Annotated in this window: 10 protein-coding genes; 5 read left to right on the top strand and 5 right to left on the bottom strand. The window is 62.2% G+C overall.

Going from position 1 to position 17892, the window contains the following annotated elements; translation table 11 throughout:
• The first annotated feature begins 83 nt into the window (after positions 1–83).
• A complete protein-coding gene (locus BLR26_RS18215; protein WP_010223692.1) occupies positions 84–302 on the top strand; it encodes a DUF2970 domain-containing protein in 219 nt (72 codons plus the stop codon).
• A gap of 261 nt (positions 303–563) precedes the next feature.
• On the opposite strand, the gene BLR26_RS18220 is transcribed toward BLR26_RS18215, so the two are convergent.
• Complete coding sequence (locus tag BLR26_RS18220) at positions 564–1646, bottom strand: ABC transporter substrate-binding protein (protein WP_045198586.1); 1083 nt, start codon at positions 1644–1646, stop codon at positions 564–566.
• A gap of 217 nt (positions 1647–1863) precedes the next feature.
• Between BLR26_RS18220 and BLR26_RS18225 the strand changes: the two genes are divergently transcribed.
• Positions 1864–3516: a nitrite/sulfite reductase gene (locus BLR26_RS18225; RefSeq protein WP_093383634.1), complete on the top strand. Its 1653-nt coding sequence runs from the start codon at positions 1864–1866 to the stop codon at positions 3514–3516.
• Positions 3500–3994 carry a DUF934 domain-containing protein gene (locus BLR26_RS18230; protein ID WP_045198582.1) on the top strand — a complete coding sequence of 165 codons (495 nt, stop codon included), beginning with the start codon at positions 3500–3502 and terminating at the stop codon, positions 3992–3994. Before BLR26_RS18225 ends, BLR26_RS18230 begins: the two co-directional genes overlap by 17 nt.
• Before the next feature lie 33 nt (positions 3995–4027).
• Here the strand turns inward: BLR26_RS18230 and BLR26_RS18235 are convergent, their stop codons facing one another.
• The 3 genes from BLR26_RS18235 to sohB all read right to left on the bottom strand — a co-directional run bounded on the left by BLR26_RS18235 (position 4028) and on the right by sohB (position 11231).
• Positions 4028–5098 carry a tRNA (adenine-N1)-methyltransferase gene (locus BLR26_RS18235; RefSeq protein ID WP_093383638.1) on the bottom strand — a complete coding sequence of 357 codons (1071 nt, stop codon included), beginning with the start codon at positions 5096–5098 and terminating at the stop codon, positions 4028–4030.
• 125 nt (positions 5099–5223) lie between these two features.
• The gene (locus BLR26_RS18240) at positions 5224–10119 is read right to left on the bottom strand and encodes an NEL-type E3 ubiquitin ligase domain-containing protein (protein ID WP_093383643.1); all 4896 of its coding nucleotides are present in this window, start codon (positions 10117–10119) and stop codon (positions 5224–5226) included.
• A 92-nt stretch (positions 10120–10211) separates the two neighbouring features.
• Entirely contained in the window at positions 10212–11231 is a 1020-nt protein-coding gene (gene sohB / locus BLR26_RS18245) for a protease SohB (protein WP_093383647.1), read from the bottom strand.
• Positions 11232–11427: 196 nt separating this feature from the next.
• Here sohB and BLR26_RS18250 point away from each other — a divergent pair, with 196 nt between their 5' ends.
• Both BLR26_RS18250 and BLR26_RS18255 read left to right on the top strand, forming a co-directional pair.
• Positions 11428–12138, top strand: a complete 711-nt coding sequence (locus BLR26_RS18250; RefSeq protein ID WP_093383652.1) for a histidine phosphatase family protein — start codon at positions 11428–11430, stop codon at positions 12136–12138.
• Positions 12139–12194: 56 nt separating this feature from the next.
• Positions 12195–12512, top strand: coding sequence for an SCP2 sterol-binding domain-containing protein (locus BLR26_RS18255; RefSeq protein WP_045198572.1), 318 nt, complete (start codon positions 12195–12197; stop codon positions 12510–12512).
• A 56-nt stretch (positions 12513–12568) separates the two neighbouring features.
• Here the strand turns inward: BLR26_RS18255 and BLR26_RS18260 are convergent, their stop codons facing one another.
• Positions 12569–17755 (bottom strand): dermonecrotic toxin domain-containing protein, encoded by a 5187-nt coding sequence (locus BLR26_RS18260; RefSeq protein ID WP_093383656.1) that lies wholly within the window; start codon positions 17753–17755, stop codon positions 12569–12571.
• Positions 17756–17892 lie beyond the last annotated feature (137 nt).

Raw genomic sequence — 17892 nt, forward strand, 5'->3', positions numbered from 1 at the left:
CGCACCAGCTTCTTGTAGCTTGTAGCTCATAGCTTGCAGCTACCGTCTACACTGAGGGGGATGGCTTTTATAAGGAGCCCCTCATGGACGAACCCGCCCAAGGCAAACCCCCGACCTTCTGGCAGATGCTGCAAAGCATCCTGGCAGCGGCCTTCGGGGTGCAAAGCGGCAAGAACCGCGCCCGCGACTTCAACCACGGCAAGGCCAGCCACTTCATCGCGCTGGGCACCGTGTTCACCTTGCTGTTCATTCTGGTATTGATCGGGCTGGTGCAACTGGCCATGCACCTGACCGCCCGCTGAAAAGCAGTCCGCCCGCAGATGTCCATTCTGCGGGCGGTTCACTGTTACCCATCGGGTGATGTCACTGGTGGCTGACCCAGTACACGGCGGTCACTACCACGAGGATGATCAGACAGAGTATCGCCCAGGCATCGACACTGCTGTCAGGCTTACCCGCTTTGGTCGAATTTCCCATTGCATCGCCTCTTGTAGTGTTTATGGGAATGCATGTCACCCGTAGCAGTTAAGTTCAGCAATGGCCATTGCTCAAGCAGGGGTATTTCAATATTCGACCGGGGCGTTGAGAAACGGGTAGCGGTAATCCGGCGCATGGCCCTGAGCGCTGAAACGGTTGAAATCCAGGCCGTAGTCGGCTTGATCCTGCAGGTTCAGCCAGCGCCGGGCCCGTTGCGGGTCGATCATCTGCAGCACCGGCACCTGGTAATCGCGCCGGCCATCTCGGTCGATTGGCAGTTTCAGCGCATCATCGTGCAGTAACACCATGGCCCAGCCGCCGAGGGAAAAGTGTCCGCCCATGAGCACGCTCAGGCGCCCGTCGATGCGCGCCTGCAACGCCGCCGGCGAGCTGTTGACGGCGCTCAGCAGCACATCCTTGCCCGGCACGCGCCCAGCTTCCTCCAGCGCCTGCATGGCGCCAAAGGCCATTTCGTCGTTGGCCGACCACACCAGCTCGACCTTCGGGTAGCGCTGTAACAGCTGGCGGGCCTGTTCGTAGGCACGCTCGCGGCCCCAGCCGCCATACACCACCTGGCGCAGGCGCACCTCGGGGTGCTCGGCCAGGGCGCGGCGCATGCCCTGCTCGCGCAACTGCGAGGCCGGGGTGGTCTTGAGCCCGGAAAACGCCAGCAGCTCCAACGGCCGGGTCACCCCCGGGCGGGCACGCAGGGCAATCAGGGTTTTGAGCATCTGGTAGCCGGCCTGCTCGTCATTGCCGACCAGGGTGGCGAGCAAGGGCGGGTATTTGTCCGGGTGGCTGGCAATCAGCTCGACCTGATTCGGTGTCAGGCCGTTATTGACCAGGAACAGCTTTACCCCGCTGTCGCGGGACAGGCGGATGATCTCCGGAGCAATGTACTGCTCGTTCACCAGCACCAGGTAATCGGGGCGCTGACGGCCTTCGAGCACTTCACGGGCCTGGGTCAGCGCCAGCTCCGGCCGGCGCTCGCTGTACTGGATACGCAACTGCAGGCCCAGATCGTCGGCGGCAGCCTGCATGAAACGCGAATAACTGACCCAGAAAGTCTCGTTGGAATAGCCCGGATTGAGAAACACCACTGAAGCCGCCTGCGCACCGGCCACCAGTGGCAGGCTCAGGCAAAGGCTTTGGCACAAGGCCTTGAGCATGCGTTGACGCTCCCGCTATTCAAACCGGCAATTATAACCGCCCGTAGTGGCACATTGGACAAATGCCAGTCAGTCTCACTTAGTCCAAATGGTTCTTTTCATATGCAAAAACTTCACTTTTGCGCATAAACGCAAACTGCTATCTTTCCTCGGCTCCGCACCGGAGTGCGCGGCCGTGCGCGCGATTAGCTGCAAGCAGCTTGAGAACAGGACCCCTATGTACGTATACGACGAGTACGATCAGCGGATCATCGAGGACCGCGTCAAGCAGTTCCGGGATCAGACCAGCCGCTACCTGGCCGGTGAACTGAGCGAAGAAGAGTTCCGCCCCCTGCGCCTGCAAAATGGCCTCTATATCCAACGTTTTGCCCCGATGTTGCGGGTCGCCGTGCCTTATGGCCAGCTGACCTCGCGCCAGACACGGATGCTGGCGAAGATCGCGCGCGACTACGACAAGGGCTACGCCCACATCAGCACCCGGCAGAACGTGCAGTACAACTGGCCCGCCCTGGAAGACATCCCCGAGATTCTGGCCGAGCTTGCCACCGTGCAGATGCACGCGATCCAGACCAGCGGCAACTGCCTGCGCAACGTCACCACCGACCAGTTCGCCGGTGTCGCTGCCGATGAAGTGATCGACCCGCGCCCCTGGTGCGAGATCGTCCGCCAGTGGACCACCTTCCACCCAGAATTCGCCTACCTGCCGCGCAAGTTCAAGATCGCCATCAACGGCTCGAGCAGCGACCGCGCGGCCATCGAAGTGCACGATATCGGCCTGGAGCCTGTGTACAACGCAGCCGGCGAGCTGGGCTTTCGCGTACTGGTCGGTGGTGGTCTGGGCCGTACCCCGGTGGTCGGCGCCTTCATCAACGAGTTCCTGCCCTGGCAGGACCTGCTCAGTTACCTGGACGCGATCCTGCGGGTGTACAACCGCTACGGCCGTCGCGACAACAAGTACAAGGCGCGGATCAAGATCCTGGTCAAGGCGCTCACCCCTGAAGTGTTCGCCGAGAAGGTCGAGGCCGAAATGGCCCACCTGCGCGGCGGCAGCACCACCCTGACCGAAGCCGAAGTGCACCGCGTGGCCAAGCACTTCGTCGACCCGGACTACAAGGCGCTGGACAACCTCGACTTCAGTGAGCTCGAACAGCAGCACCCGGGCTTTGCCCGCTGGCGCGCGCGCAACGTGCTGGCGCACAAGCGCCCTGGCTACGTCGCCGTGACCCTGTCGCTCAAGCCTACCGGCGTCGCCCCCGGCGACCTCACCGACAAGCAACTGGATAGCGTGGCCGACCTGGCCGAGCGCTACAGCTTCGGCCAGCTGCGCACCTCCCACGAGCAGAACATCATTCTTGCCGACGTCGAGCAGAGCCAGTTGCATGCCCTGTGGCTGGAGCTGCGCGAAAACGGCTTGGCCACGCCGAACATCGGCCTGCTGACCGACATCATCTGCTGCCCGGGCGGTGACTTCTGCTCGCTGGCCAACGCCAAGTCGATCCCGATCGCCGAGTCCATCCAGCGTCGTTTCGACGACCTCGACTACCTGTTTGACATCGGCGAGCTGGACCTGAACATCTCCGGTTGCATGAACGCCTGCGGTCACCACCACGTCGGCCATATCGGCATCCTCGGGGTGGACAAGAAAGGCGAAGAGTTCTACCAGGTCTCCCTGGGGGGCAGCGCCAGCCGCGACGCCAGCCTGGGCAAGATCCTCGGCCCTTCCTTTGCCCAGGACGACATGCCGGATGTGATCGAGAAGCTGATCGACGTCTACGTTGAAAAACGTACCGAAGACGAGCGCTTCATCGACACCTACCAACGTATTGGCATCGACCCATTCAAGGAACGCGTCTATGCAGCGAATCATTAAGAACAACCAGATCGTCGACGAAACCTGGCACCTGCTGCCCAAGGATTTCAACATCGACGAAGTGACCAACTGCGACGACTACATCGTGCCGCTGCAGCTGTGGCGTGAACACGGCCATATGCTCAAGGCCCGCGACGGCGGCCTGGGCGTCTGGCTGGACGCCGACGAAGAAGCCGAAGAAATCGGCGAAGTGGCCAACCAGTTCCAGGTCATTGCCCTGAACTTCCCGGCCTTCACCGACGGGCGCAACTACTCCAACGCGCGCCTGCTGCGTGACCGCTACAAGTTCACTGGCGAGCTGCGCGCCATTGGCGACGTGCTGCGCGACCAGTTGTTCTACATGAAGCGTTGCGGCTTCGATGCTTTTGCCCTGCGTGCCGACAAGGACCCGGTCGAAGCGCTGAAGAGCCTGCAGGACTTCTCGGTGACCTACCAGGCCGCCACTGACGAACCGCAACCGCTGTTCCGTCGTCGCTGAATGCATTGCCGGGCGACCCGAGTCGCCCGGCGATCAATCTCCAGATCGTTGCTCATCCTGCATTAACCCCGTACCCTCTGCCGCAGCCCTCGCAGCCCGGCGCAGCTTGCGGCCTGAGGTGGGGCGCCTGGTCGTCTCGATGGCGTTCCAGGCTTGAAGGTCTTCATCGGCAAAAGCTTTCTTCTGCCCCACCGACACCAATGGCCCTGCCCCGTCGGCAAAGCGCCGGGTCAGCAGCAAGAAGCCGGTGTGCGCGACCATGCGGTGTTCAGGACGCACCGCCAACCCCTCAAGGTGCCAGCCACGAACCATCGATTCCCAGGCCTGTGGCTCGGTGAAGCGCCTATCGGCGCAAATCGCCTGCGCCGTACGTGACAGCTGGGTGACGGTGGCAACATAACTAATCCAGACGCCGCCCGGGACGAGCACCTCGGCGATTGCCTCCAGGCATTCCCACGGCGCCAGCATGTCGAGCACCACACGGTCGATGCTACCCGGAGCTTCGTGCTTGAGTACCTGCTCCTGCAAATCTCCCAACGTTACCCGCCAGGCCGGATGCGCCTGCCCGAACAGGCTCTGGACGTTGCCACGAGCGATATCGGCGAATTCCTCGCGGCGTTCGATCGAGTGCAGGTAACCGTGGTCACCTACAGCACGCAACAACGCAATGGACAGTGCCCCGGAGCCAACGCCAGCCTCGACCACCCGCGCCCCGGGAAAGATGTCGGCCATGGTCACGATCTGGCCGGCATCCTTGGGATAGACCACTGCTGCACCTCGCGGCATGGACTGGATAAAATTGCTCAGCAGCGGCCTGAAGACAAGGTACTGCCGGCCTTGACTGCCAGTTACCCGAGAGCCGTCCGGGCGGCCAATGATGTGGTCATGGGCAAGATAGCCTTTGTGGGTGTGAAAATGCCCGCCCGGCGCCAGGCAGATGACATTCAGATGGCCACGTTCATCACTGAGCTGGACACGCTCCCCAGCACGCAACGGGCCACGTCGCTGGGACGCCCCTACCGGTAGCTGACATGCGGCTTGGGCCGATGGCGAGCAAAAACTGTTCAAGCGGCGTACTCCTGCAGACTCTTGGAAAAATTCCATGTATCGAGACTGGAGTCGCACCAGGGCAAAGTGTTACGCAGCCGGCACCTGTCACGCCGGTGCTTGTGTAATGGCATGTGTAAGAGAGCGGCTCCCGAACCCGGCCAGGCACGGGAGCCAAGTGGTTATAGATGGGTAACCTGGTCCGGCACGCTGTTCCAGATATCCGCGGTCAGTGTCTCGATCAGTTCGCGCTCAACCTCCTTTGCCTTTTCAAGGTTGGCATCGCTTCTTTCCTTATATTCCTGGGACGTAATCGTGTCTGCGTCGAGGTCCAACTGATTCTGCAGGGCAGAAATCGGTTTGTTGGCCTCTTCGAATCGAGACTTGTAATTATTTTTGAGAAACTCGATCCAGAAGTCTCGACTCGAGAGCTCAGCCTTCAGGAACTCCGGCGTTTCCCCCGCAAGCACCTCGTTTTCGGCGGCGTCAAGCTGCGCCTGGGTCACATTGGCTATGCGCCCGAACAGCATGCTTTGCGGCTGCCCCGGCAGGTCCAGGCGTTCGGCCAGACCAATGCGATAGGCCAAACGCACCTCCACATCGTCAACCCGAAGCCCTGCCGCCCGTCGTACAGCAATATCACGCAAGGCAATCCGCTCCACCGCATCCAGACGGCTTGTGCCACGAGCCAGGTTGACCAGCGCGTGTTCGGCACCGACCACTGTCCCGGCTTGCTTGGCTTGTTGCACCAGCACCAGCACCTCAAACTGGCTGAACACCAGAATGACGCCGTCGCCGCAGGTATCCAAGCCATTGGCAAATTCGAACAACGAAGCGCGGACTTTTGTATCGCTTTTGGCAGCAGCGAGCACGTTCAGTACACGCTCGCGCAACCCGGTGTAATCGAGGCGAAAATCGGCGGTGCCGGGTAAATCGTTGAGCAGACGGAAAAACTCGCCACTTCCCGCCATGTCAGCCAGAACGCGCCAATCGTTTTTGATTTGCTCCGCTCTGACCGCGTCGACGCCGGTCAGCCAGAGCGTTACAGGGGATTCAGGTGTTACAAGGTGCGGCCCGCGCAGGTTCTGCACTACCTGGAAATTCACGCCAGTGCGCTGGTGGTAAGTTTCGAGCCGCTCAAGGCTGAATTGATCCAGGAGATTGCCATGCAGGCTGGTGATGCCATTGACCCTCACAACCTGCGGCGTGGTCTGCAGTACCGCCTCGGGTATATGGCGAATCCGGTTGAGGCGCAAATCCAGCACTACCAGCCGCTCAAGCTCGAACACCCCGTCAGGCCAGGTGCTGATCTGGGTGCTTCGCAAAGACAGGTTGAGCAACTGCGACATTGCTGCGACTGCAGGTGGCTGGCCCAGCGGATTGTCATCCAGATACAGCAGTTTCAATTGCGTGAGCCGCCCCAGCACCGCCTGGGTCGCCTCGGTCATCTCCAGGTTGTTATGGCGTACTTGTAGCCGGGTCAGGCCCTGCAGCTCGCCGATTGCCTCGTCAAGCCCGGTCAGGCGGTTGCCGTTGAGGTCGAGCCAGCGCAGCCTGCTGAAAACCTGCAGAAAGCTTGCCGGCACTGCTTGCAGGCCCATTGCCGAGAGAACCAGGTCGCCAATGTGACTGAAATCCGCCGTCAATGCTTGCAGCACGCCCAGACGCCAGTTGCTCAAGTCCAGACGGTAGCCGATAAAGCGTCCGTCACCGGCGTGGACACGGGCAGTTTCCCGGCGCCAGGCCTTTTTGATTTGTTCAACTACCCGAATCAGCGCCGGCGAGTTTGCCGGGGCTACCATCGCACCAAACCCTAAATCCTGCTCCTGGCCGGCCCATTGCTTCAACGTTTCACTCAACTGCCGGTACTCTTGCCGACGCTGTTCCAGCGCCTGGGCCTGCTCAACCTCGGTCGCGCCCAGTTCCTGAAGCAAACGCTGCGCCTCTTGCGGCTCCAGAATCGGATACAGGCTGCGGACCTGGCTCAGCAAGCTGTTGTCGAATCGACTGCCCACCGCCCCACGGCCACTGAGCGGGTAGCCCAGGCGTCCATCGGCCAGGCTCAGCGGCGAGCGCAACCAGGGGCGTACCGGCTGCTGGCCGAGCAAGCGTGAAGCGCGAAGCCGATCGGCCGAGGCCAACGCCGCCAGCGTCGCCTGCAAGCGATCCCGCTCGCCAATCTGCAGCCCCAGTGACTGGCGTTCACTGTCCGGCAGTGCCCGCAGCAGCGCCCCGGCCATGTCGTCGTTGACCGTCAGTTCGTTGCCGTGCGCATCGAAGGCGCTGTAATGCTGGTCTTTGCGCAGCAGGGTCTTGAGTTCGCCGCTCGGCTCGCCAACCGACGCCAGTAGCTCGCCATCGAACGTTTCGACACGCACTTGCAGGTGAACCCGGGCAGTCCAGCCCGGCAGTTGATCGAGCAGCCGCAGCATCAGCAGGTCACTGTCCAGGCTGGCCAAACGCGGTTGGTAGATCCCTTCGAACGCCCGGTTCAAGCGCACCTGGCGCTGGTACAGCCGGGCTTCCTCGGCCAGGCGCAGGGGCACCCGGGCAGCGGCTTGCTGCAGCGTGCCCAGTTCGCCCGGGGTGGCATGGTTGAGCAGTTCTTCAGCGGCCTGCAGGGGCAGCAAGGGGAAGTCCCGTTGCAACAGACGCACCTCTGCTTGCGCCTGCAGGGCAGGCGTCGCATAGATGCTTTCGAATATCGCCGCACGCCTGAGCTGCGCCCGCGCTGCCAATGCGTTACGCAGTGCCTGAAGGCGATCAGCAGGTTGCACATGGGCACCCAGCAGACGCTTGATCGCCTGTTCATCGAAGCGCTGCAGTATGGCTTCGGGCAACTGGTTGGCGTAGAGCTCACTCATCAACACCTTGAACGTTGCCCTATCAGGCCAGCGGGCCAGGCCGTACACCGTTGAGTCGCCCCATAACTCGGGGCCGCGAAACACTTCGATCGGCAGGTTCAGCCAGTTGGGCAGTTCGGTGGCCAGTACCACGGCAAAGTCCCGGCCCACGCCGCCCGGCGAGCCGCTGCGCAGGTTGCCGATCCAGGTTTCGAGCTGGCGGTCCAGGCGTAAACGCTGCAAGGTATCGGCCAGCACCGGTGGCAGTGGTTGCTGCGTGGCGTAAATGGCGCGCAAAACATCATCGCTGACCCCGCTGATATCGGCCGCCTGCAGCCGCTCGGCGTCGCTGAGCCCCTCAGCGGCATGCCCCAGTCGCTGCAACAACTGCAAGCGGCTCCAGCCCAGTGGCTGCTCGCCGATCACCCGCCAGTTGCCCTGGCCATTGTGTTCAAGCACAGGCCGGTAAGCCGATGGGTCTGCCGGGTGGAGGATGCTCCACTGCCCGGTTTCGGTTGTGGCCACGGCGAAAGTGTCGTCGCCCAGGCGGATGTAGCGCTTGCCCTCGACCAGGTAGTGACCGTTGCTGTCGGGCTCGATCCCTTGCAGGTCGATGTCCTGGGTGTAGTCACCCAGCGCAGGCTGCCACAAGCGCAATTGACCATCGGGCAGCCTGACCTTGACCAGGCCATTGATCGCTTCGCTGGCCGCAACCGGCTCGAGGGCCCTGCCGGCAAGGCCCAGCCCGGCGATGAAAGCCACATTGAGGCCGACCGATTTAAAGTGCGTCCAGGCATCGGCCAGCTCGCCAGCCTCCCAGGCATGGGCACCTTCGACCACCTCGCCGATCAGTTGCGCCGCCGCCACGGCGGCCATCACCGCCCCGAGCGAGGGGACAAAAAACGCTGCGGCATTGAGCAGGTTGAAACCGATCGACTCCCAGTAAGCCAGGCGCTCGCGCCAGGCCTGGTCATCGGCGTCGGCGCTGGGCACGGCCAGGGCCCGCGCCTCATCCTTGATCTTCTGCAGGTGACGGTCCTGCAGGTAGCCAAACAGTTCCTGGTCGATGAAGCTCTCGCGCACATGCAGGTTGGCGTCCGGGTTCGGCCGCCGCCAGTGCAGGCCATCGCCATCATTGACCAAGTGATACAGCGCCTCCTCCAGCCGTTTCAGTACATGCTGCTGCGATTGGTGGGCAACGTAGCCGCGCAACAGTGACTGGTACGCGGGTTTGCGCAGCAGGGCCTTCAGGTCGTCGCTGGCAGCCTTGACCGAGGGGTACTCCTTGAGCGCCGCGCCCGGCGCCCCGGGCAGGTAGAGGATGACCGGCTCGACGCGATTGTCGTTGCGTTCAGGCCCGATCACCAGCACATCGGACAGCGGCGCTTCGAACATGCTCAGTTGGCTGCAACGCACGGGCTTGCCATTCCAGCGCGGCGCCCGTACGCCACTCAACAGATCGAGCAAGGCCTGACGTCCCCGCTCGCTGATCTGTTTTTTCATGAAGGCGACCTGCAGGTTCACCCTTAACTGATCCTTGTACAGCTCGATTGCCAGGCTACGACGCAGGGCACTGCTGGCCGGTGTCTCGAACACTTCGCTCAGGTGCCGCTGGTATTGCCCGCCCAGGTCCAGGTCATGGCATATGCGGGCAAACGCCTGGGGTTCGATATCGAGCTTTTGCCTGTAGCGATAGCGAAAACGCGGGTAGCCCTGCTCGGTCCCCGGTACCAGTTCAAGAAAGAAAGCGTCCTTGGGCGCCAGCGCAGTGCCGGCTTCAAACTCGCTGCCGGCGGCAAAGTTCTGCAATGCCGCCTGCATCAGGCTCTGGCGGCGCGGGACAGTCCTGAGCATTGACCCCAGCAGCACCGATTCACGCTCGATGCGCACGAACTCATCGAAGTCGACATCAGGCTCGGCCCCAAGGTCGGCGTTGAGCCGGGTCCTGAGCAAGGGCTCGCAAAATGCGCCGATGCCTTTGAGGTCTTTCAGCTCACGGGCCAGGCGCTGGCCTGAGCGGCGGCTGCGCTGCTGGTAATCGACCAGTAGCGTTTGTTCCGCTGCGCTGGCAGTCGCAAACCAGTCTTGCTGCTCGCGGCCATGCTGCTGCGCCAGCAACTGCGCGCCCATGCGCTCGAAGTCTTCGGGCCGGGCATGGCGAAGCCAGGCCGGCAGGCGTTGCGAAATGAACGGGCCATGCAGGCCGGGAACGGATAGTGAAGAGGGGGTGGTCATGGCAAGTCTCCTGTTGGCTTGAATGCCTAGGAGACCTGCCGCAAGCACCGCCAGGGTGCTAATTAATGCTTGGGCGTTGCAGGGCTAGCCGGTTACCACAGCCGGCCACTGAGACGGCTCCAGAGCTTGACCGCCAGGTGTTCGAGCGAACCGCTGGCTGCCAGGCCCACACGTTCCTGCAGGCTTTTGCGCTCGGCAAAGTGCAGATGATACAGGTTGGCCTCGCGGGCGCGCTGGCTCAGGTACTCGTCGCTGGTCATCAACTGGTCGACCAGTTGCTTGTTCAGCGCGGCAACGCCGAGCCAGACCTCACCGGTGGCAACATCATCGATGTGCAACTGCGGGCGGTAGCGCGAGACGAAGTCCTTGAACAACTGGTGGGTGATGTCCAGGTCTTCCTGGAACTTCTCCCGGCCTTTTTCGGTATTCTCGCCGAACACGGTCACGGTGCGTTTGTATTCACCGGCGGTGAACACTTCGAAGTCGACGTCGTGTTTTTTCAGCAGGCGGTTGACGTTGGGCAACTGCGCCACCACGCCGATCGAACCAAGGATGGCAAAGGGTGCGCTGACGATCTTGTCGCCGATGCAGGCCATCATGTAGCCACCGCTGGCGGCGACCTTGTCGATGCACACGGTCAATGGCACGCCAGCCTGGCGAATACGCGCCAGTTGCGAGGCCGCCAGGCCATAGCTATGGACCATCCCACCGCCGCTTTCAAGGCGCAGCACCACCTCGTCCTGGGCCGTGGCCAGGCTCAGCACCGCGCTGATTTCATGGCGCAGGCTCTCGGTGGCCGAGGCCTTGATGTCGCCGTCGAAGTCGAGGACGAACACCCGGCTTTTTTCTTCGGGCTTTTTCTTCAGTTGTTTTTCGGCCTTGGCCTGCTGCTTGCGCAAGGCTTTTAACTGGGCCTTGTCCAGCAAGCTGCTTTCCAGGCGCTCGCGCAAGTCTTTATAGAACTCATTGAGCTTATTGACCTGCAACTGGCCGCCGCCCTTGCGCCGGCCCTTGCCGCGCAGACCGGCAATTGCCGAGAGGACAATCAGAATCGCGATCACCAGGGTCGCGGTCTTGGCGAGAAAGCTTGCGTACTCTGCAAGAAACTCCACAGTAACTCCTTAACATGCCTGCGCCCGTGCGGCGCGAACCGATAGTCAAGCATACCGAGGCCGCCCTGCCCCTGCCAGCGCAGGAAATCTTCGGCAATGCAGTTCAAACGCTCTTTTCAAACGCTTGTATGTTTTTTCGTTGACAGCCTGACAGCGGCAACCTAACCTCGGCTCATCCTTAGCGCAGGCGGACGACGTGGGCAGTATCTACCTGATTCGACATGGCCAGGCTTCATTTGGTGCAGACGACTACGACGTCCTCTCGCCCGTGGGCATGCGCCAGAGCGAGGCCTTGGGCGAGCACCTGGCGCAACTGGGCTTGCGCCTGGACCGCTGCCTGGCCGGCGACCTGCGCCGCCAGCAGGACACCGCGCGACTGGCCTTGGCAGTGATGCACAACGCCGGTTGCGAAGTGCCCACGCTGGAAACCGACAACGCCTTCAACGAATTCGATGCCGACGGCGTGATCCGCGGCCTGCTGCCCGGCCTGTTGCCGGACGAGCCGGAAGCCTTGCACGTGCTACGCAACGGCACCCAGAACCGCAGCGAGTTCCAGCGCCTGTTCGCCTTGCTGGTGCAGCGCTGGCACGGCGGCGAACATGCCTGCGAAGGCGCCGAGAGCTGGCAGGGCTTTGTCCAGCGGGTCGATGGCGGCCTGCAGCGGGTGCTGCAACAGGCCGGCAACGGCGACAACATTGCCATTTTCACCTCGGGCGGCACCATTGCCGCCCTGCTCCACCTGGTAACCCGTATCACTGCCGGCCAGGCTTTCGAGCTGAACTGGCAGATCATCAACACCTCGCTCAGCCAACTGAAGTTTCGCGGCCGCGAGGTGGCCCTGGCTTCCTTCAACAGTCAGGCCCATGTGCAGCTGTTGAAGGCGCCGGAGCTCATCACCTACCGATGAACCCCGGCTCGTTGTGACCTCACCCGTCACGCAAATCACTTAATAAGGAACACACCATGAGCGATGTAGCAAAAGCCGTCGAAGCGATGAAAGCCAAGTTCAACCCAGCCGCCGCCGCTGGCCTGGACCTGGTATTCGGTTTCAACATCACTGACGAAGACAAGCACTACGCCCTCATCGTCAAGGATGGCACCTGCGAAATCCAGGAAGGCGAAAACGCCGACGCCAACTGCACCCTGGTGCTGGACAGCGACACCCTCAAGGGTATCGTCAGCGGCGAAACCGACGGCATGCAGGCCTTCATGGGCGGCAAGCTGCGCGTTGAAGGCGACATGATGCTGTCGATGAAACTGAGCGAGCTGTTCCCGGCCTGATCGGCTGGCAGCGATAAAAAAAACCGAAGCCCAGGCTTCGGTTTTTTTTTGCTGGCTCAACCAGCATCACGTCCAATTTCTTCTTTTGTCAGCACCCCTGGAAGCTCGTTTTCCCTCACTTCCCGGGCATCCTGCAGTTTCCTGTAGGCCTGAATCCATGTGGCTTCATCGTACGCTAGCTGCGCCAGCTCGCTTGGTGCCAGCGCAAATGCCGAGGCCAGCTGTTCAGCCGTCTCCCCCGCTACCACAGGAAGCGGCGTCGTCAGGTCTGCTTGCGTTCCTCGTAGCCGTTGCAAGTCTTCCATGAAACCGGTCGCAGGATCGAAGATGCCGGCCAGTTGAGCCTGTAGCGCCTCGTAGCGCGCGCGATACCTGCGCTTGAGGTAATCTTGCCAATAGATTTCCTGGGTCATCCATTCAGGCAGCAGAGCCGCCTGATCCTGGCGGATTATACGCGCAGCCTCAGCCAGCATATCGCTGGTGACCCAGAACACCGTATGGCCATGGATCATTTCTGTCGGTTGATGACGCAAGCCCAGGCGTTCAGCCAGATGAATCCGGTAATACAGTTCCACTTCGATCGCATCGATGAAGTGCACGAACTGCGGATCGGCCTGCCAGCCGCGGATCTGCTCCGCCACATAGGTGCGCAGGCGTTGCAGGCGCCAGCGGCTGATGCCCAGGGCCAGCAACTGTCGACTTGCCTGGCCACCCTGACCGAGTGCCTGATCGGCCTCTCGCAGCCCCTGCAGGTCACTGAATACCACGATATCGCGGTCCTCGCAGGTATCGGCGTCAACTGCCTGGGCGAACAGTTGCCTGCCCAGTTGTTCAGGGTCCGCTGCAGCCGCCTCGATCAGTTGCACAGCCTGAGGCTCGGTTACTTGTCCGTTGGTCAGCAACCGGGCCAGTAAACGCCTGAACGAGCGTGACTCAGGCAGGCGAAACAGCTCCAGCGCGGTGTGCTCCTGCTCTTGCGTCAGTTGCTGATAGGCGCTCAGGTCGGTGTCCCCTCCGTCATCCAGCACCTCCTCGATACGCACGTCCGCCCCGGGCTCGGCCTGAACCGCCATGCGCTCACGAATCAAGCGGGTAGTCAGCGCCTCGCTCATGCCCTCGTAGCCAAACAACAGCCGCGGCATTCGTCCGGCGCCAGCAGGCACTTCGATAATGGCATTGCCTTCGAGGCGAACGTCAAAGTTCGCGGTGGTCTCAAGCCCCAGCGGCCAGCCAGTGATGTGCGCGTCCGGCAACGCCAAGAGGCGCAGCCGCGGCATCTGGCGAATGTCCGGAGTAAGCACCAGCGGGTTATGGCCCATGGACAACTCACGCAAGTTGGTTATGCCCGCCAGCTCACTGACATCGGCTTCGCTCAGGGTGATGTTGTTGCGCGTCAGGTACAGCCGGCGCAGGTTCGGCATCCCGGCCAATTCGGCAAACGCGCCTGGGCCGAAGCTGGCTTCGTTCTCCATCAGTGACAAGAAGCGCAAGCCGGACAGCTGCCGCAAGGGCGCCAGTTGCTCGGCCGTGACAGTGACCGGCGAGGGCGACACGCCCCGAAGATCCAGCGACCACAAACGCCGAAGCCCGCCCAAGCGCGCCAGGTGGGCCAACCCTGTTCGGCTATAGGTGAGATCCAGCACCCGCAACTCACTCAGTTGGCCAATGTTCTGCGGGATTTGCGTGATCGGCGTGTGACGTACGCTCAAGCGACGCAGATTGGGGTAGGCGCTCAAGAACTCTGCCGGCAACTCACTGATGGCCGTCATGCTGCTCAACTCGAGTTCGAGAATCTGGCCGACGGCGCTCGTAAGAGGCGGCAGCGCATCAACCCTGGGGGAGTTGAGTGTCAGTACGTAGCCGGGCGCCCCATCCACTTGATACTCGCTGACCTCAAGTGGCGCCCTGCTGCGCAGTTGCCAGACATCCAGCAACTGCATCGCCAATTGCCGGCGCCTTTCGCGGGCCGTGTTTGTAGCCCCCTGTTCCACCCACGACGACAGGCCTTGGCGTTCGGCTTCCAGCTCCTGCTCCAGATCGCCGACTAAATTTTCCAGGTTTTCACCCTGCAAAACTGCATTACGGACAATATCGCGCAACTGATCATCGGTCTTGTCGGGAAACAGGCTGCGCAGACGCTGCTCATACGTGCGCGGCAACAAGCGCCCGATCGTACCACCCAAGGGATAGCCACGGCGCCCGGCCCCGACCGGCAGGGGCGGCCTGAAACGCCCCTGCTCCACCGCCATGCCCAACGCCAGCCGCGCCTTGGCAGGCTGACGCGCCGCCTGCACCAGCAGGGCGCGGCGCAGTGCGGTGCTGTCACCGATGTTCAAGCCAAGCGCCACGCGCTCGCTATCGGGCAAAGCCTGCAGCAGGCTGGTGAAGAAGCCGTGATCCGCTGTCTCAAGCCCGCTCAACTCGGCGTCATTTTCGTCGAAAGCGCGCCAGCCCTGGGCACTTTTAACCAGGGTTTTTCGCGACGTCGCGCCCGCGCTGCCAATGCTGTCGAGCTCAGTGCCGGACACACTGTCGCGGCGCACGCTCAAATGAACCGAGTCGCTCCAGCCGGACAATTCCGGCAACAAATGCAGGGCCAGCCGGTAGTTGTCGTCATTGGCCAGGTAGCTGATTTCGAGGCCTTCGCAAGCGCGTGACAGGCGTACCTGGCGCGACGCCTCGCGGGCCCGTTTGGCAAGCGTCAGCGGCACCCGCCCGGAAGCCTGCCAGCGGCTGCGCTCAACTTCGCTGGCCGCCTTGACCAAGGCTTCGGCGAGCGGCCGCGACAGCCCCTGGAAATCCCGCTGCAACGCCGTTTGCAGGGGGTCGAGCGGTTCACTCACATTCAGGTACAGGCTGTCGAAAATCCGTGACCTTGATGCCTGCATCTGCTCAGCCAGTTGCTGGCCGATCTCGGCTTCAAGGTCGCGGGCCAAGTGGTCATTACCAAACCAGCGGCTGCGTTCGGCCACGCTCAAACCCTCTACCACCCTGCGAATCAGGCGTCCTGCGGCCAGGTCACTGCGCGAGAGCTTGATGGCGGCCACCTCAGGCTGCGCACGACCATACACCATCGGTTGCCCCCACAGTTCGGCACTGTCATACAGCTCGACGGCTTTGCCTTGCGGCCAGCGCGGTAACTCCGGCAGCAGCGATACCGGGTAGTTGAAGCCTGATTGCAACCCCTGCCCGGTCCTGACATTGTCGATCTGTGCCGCGATCAGGCGATCGATTTCAAACCGCCGCCTGACGTCGAGCAAGGCTGCCGGGGCGGGTTGGTCGTCACTGTAGACCGCACGCAGCTCAGCATCGCTGACGCCGCTGATGTCGGCCATGCGCTCAAGCGCCGCGTCTGCCCAACCTTCGAAGGCGTGCCCGAGCCTGCGCACCAGGGTCGGGCGTGGCCAACTGTCGACGCGCTCCAGCGCATGATGCCAGGCACCCTCACCGTTATGCTCAAGTACAGGCCGGTAAGCCTGAGGGTCGTCGGGGTGCTCGACACGCCATTTGCCCAGGTGCGAATCCTGGGTGATTTCCAATGGCTTGCCCTCGATGCGGATGTAGCGTTTGCCAGCGACCCGGTAAATGCCTTGCGCATCGGCAAAGTGGCCCTCCAGCAGTGCTGTGCTTTGCTGGTAAGGGGCAAGATCCGGTCGCCACAGGCGGACCTCACCCCCTGGTAGCTCGACCACTTCCAGCGCATCGATCGCCAGCGGCTGGCTCAACGCTGCGCCCGCGGCTCCCGCAGCCACACCCAGTCCGGCAGTGATAGCCAGGTTGATACCGAAGGACTGCAAGTAGCTGATAGCCTGCTGCTGGTCATTGGCCTCCCAGGCTTGCAGGCCGTTGAACAGGTCGCCCAGCAGCTGCGCACCGAGGGCCACCATCATCACCTCGCCCAGGCCCGGCACGAAGAACGCGGCTACGTTGAGCATACTAAAGCCCAGGCCCAGGTAATGGTTCAGCTCCTGCAACCAGGCGTCGCGATCGACATCAGCGGTCGGCACCGCCAGGGTCCTGGCGTCGTCCCAGGCCCTGGCCAACATCGCGCTGTGCAGGTAGTCGAAGCACTCGCCGCGTATTTCCTGAAGCCTGGGTGGGTGCGCGTGCCAGTTGTCGCTTTGCTTCAATTGAGCGAATACGGTGGATTGCCCGCGGCGCCCGACGAAGCGACTGAAAAAGCCCTGGAACTGCGGGTCTTGCAGGCGCGCCTTGAGGCTGCGGTAAAAATCAGCGTAGGAGTCGTATTCCTGCACAGGCTTGGCATCGCCCGGCATTATCACCACGACCGGCACCGGCAGCGCCTGGCCGGCAGGATCGGGGCCAAGCAATAGAAAACCGCCGCCCAGGGTGCTACCGAAGAGGTTGAGCAGGTAGCAACGCGAGCCGTCGAACGCGCTGCTGCCACTCTCATACACCTTGTCGACCCTCAAGGTCTGTGTCGCCGGGGCGCTTGCCGACTGCCTGAGCATCTGCTTGAGCATGTGGTAAGCCGGCTCGCTGATGTGGCCGGCGATACGCGCCGCGTGCACGTTGCTTTCGCAGCGGTCCCTGGCCGCTGCTACCAGCGTGCGGCGCACGGCGTCGCGACTGTGGGCGGCATCGAGAATCGACTTGAGATGGTCCTGGTACTGTTGGCCGATATCCAGCTCCCGGCACAGCTTTGCAAACTGCTGGGGGCTGATGGGCAGCTTGCTGGCGTAACGGATGGATTGATGGGCGCGCCGCTCAGGGTCCACTGTCGAGGGGAAAGGTTGCAAGGCACCGACCGCCGTCACCGCACTGTAGGTATCGGTGCGAAAGATCTCTGCGTCGCTTGCAGTAAAATTCTGCAAGGCCGCCTGCAATAACGGCTGGCGTGATATCAACACCGAGGCCAGGCGATCTTCGCGCAACGAAGCATCATCGCGCATGTGCACCAGCTCATTGGCCGTTACGCTGATATCCAGCGCGAAGCGCTTGTTTATTTCAGCGCGTAGCAGCGGCTCGGCAAACTCGCTGATTCCCTTGATTTGCCTCAAAACCCGGGCGGCCGCAGCGCTGGAGGCCTGGGTACGCCTCAGGCTGTCGCTCAATGCCTGGCGCAGTTGCGCGTCGGTATCTGCGGCACTCTGCGCGGGAGGCAGTTGACGTTGATGCAGCTCTTTGATGGCATGGGTGCTGGCATGGCTCAGCCAGGTGGGGATCTGCTGGTTGAAATAGCGCTCATGGCTCTTGAAAGGCGTCAGGGTGTCGGTGGTCATTGTCGCTGCCTCATGGATGGCGGAAGGCAGCAGTCAATCAAAGGCACGCAGGGAGCGGGGTGTAGTTATATATGCTCAGCCGATCAAACCTGCTGATTGTGCTGCAACACGCTCACCTATAACGCCCGGGTGTGCTT

Origin of the sequence: Pseudomonas sp. UC 17F4 (assembly GCF_900101695.1) — a bacterium.
GTDB lineage: Bacteria > Pseudomonadota > Gammaproteobacteria > Pseudomonadales > Pseudomonadaceae > Aquipseudomonas.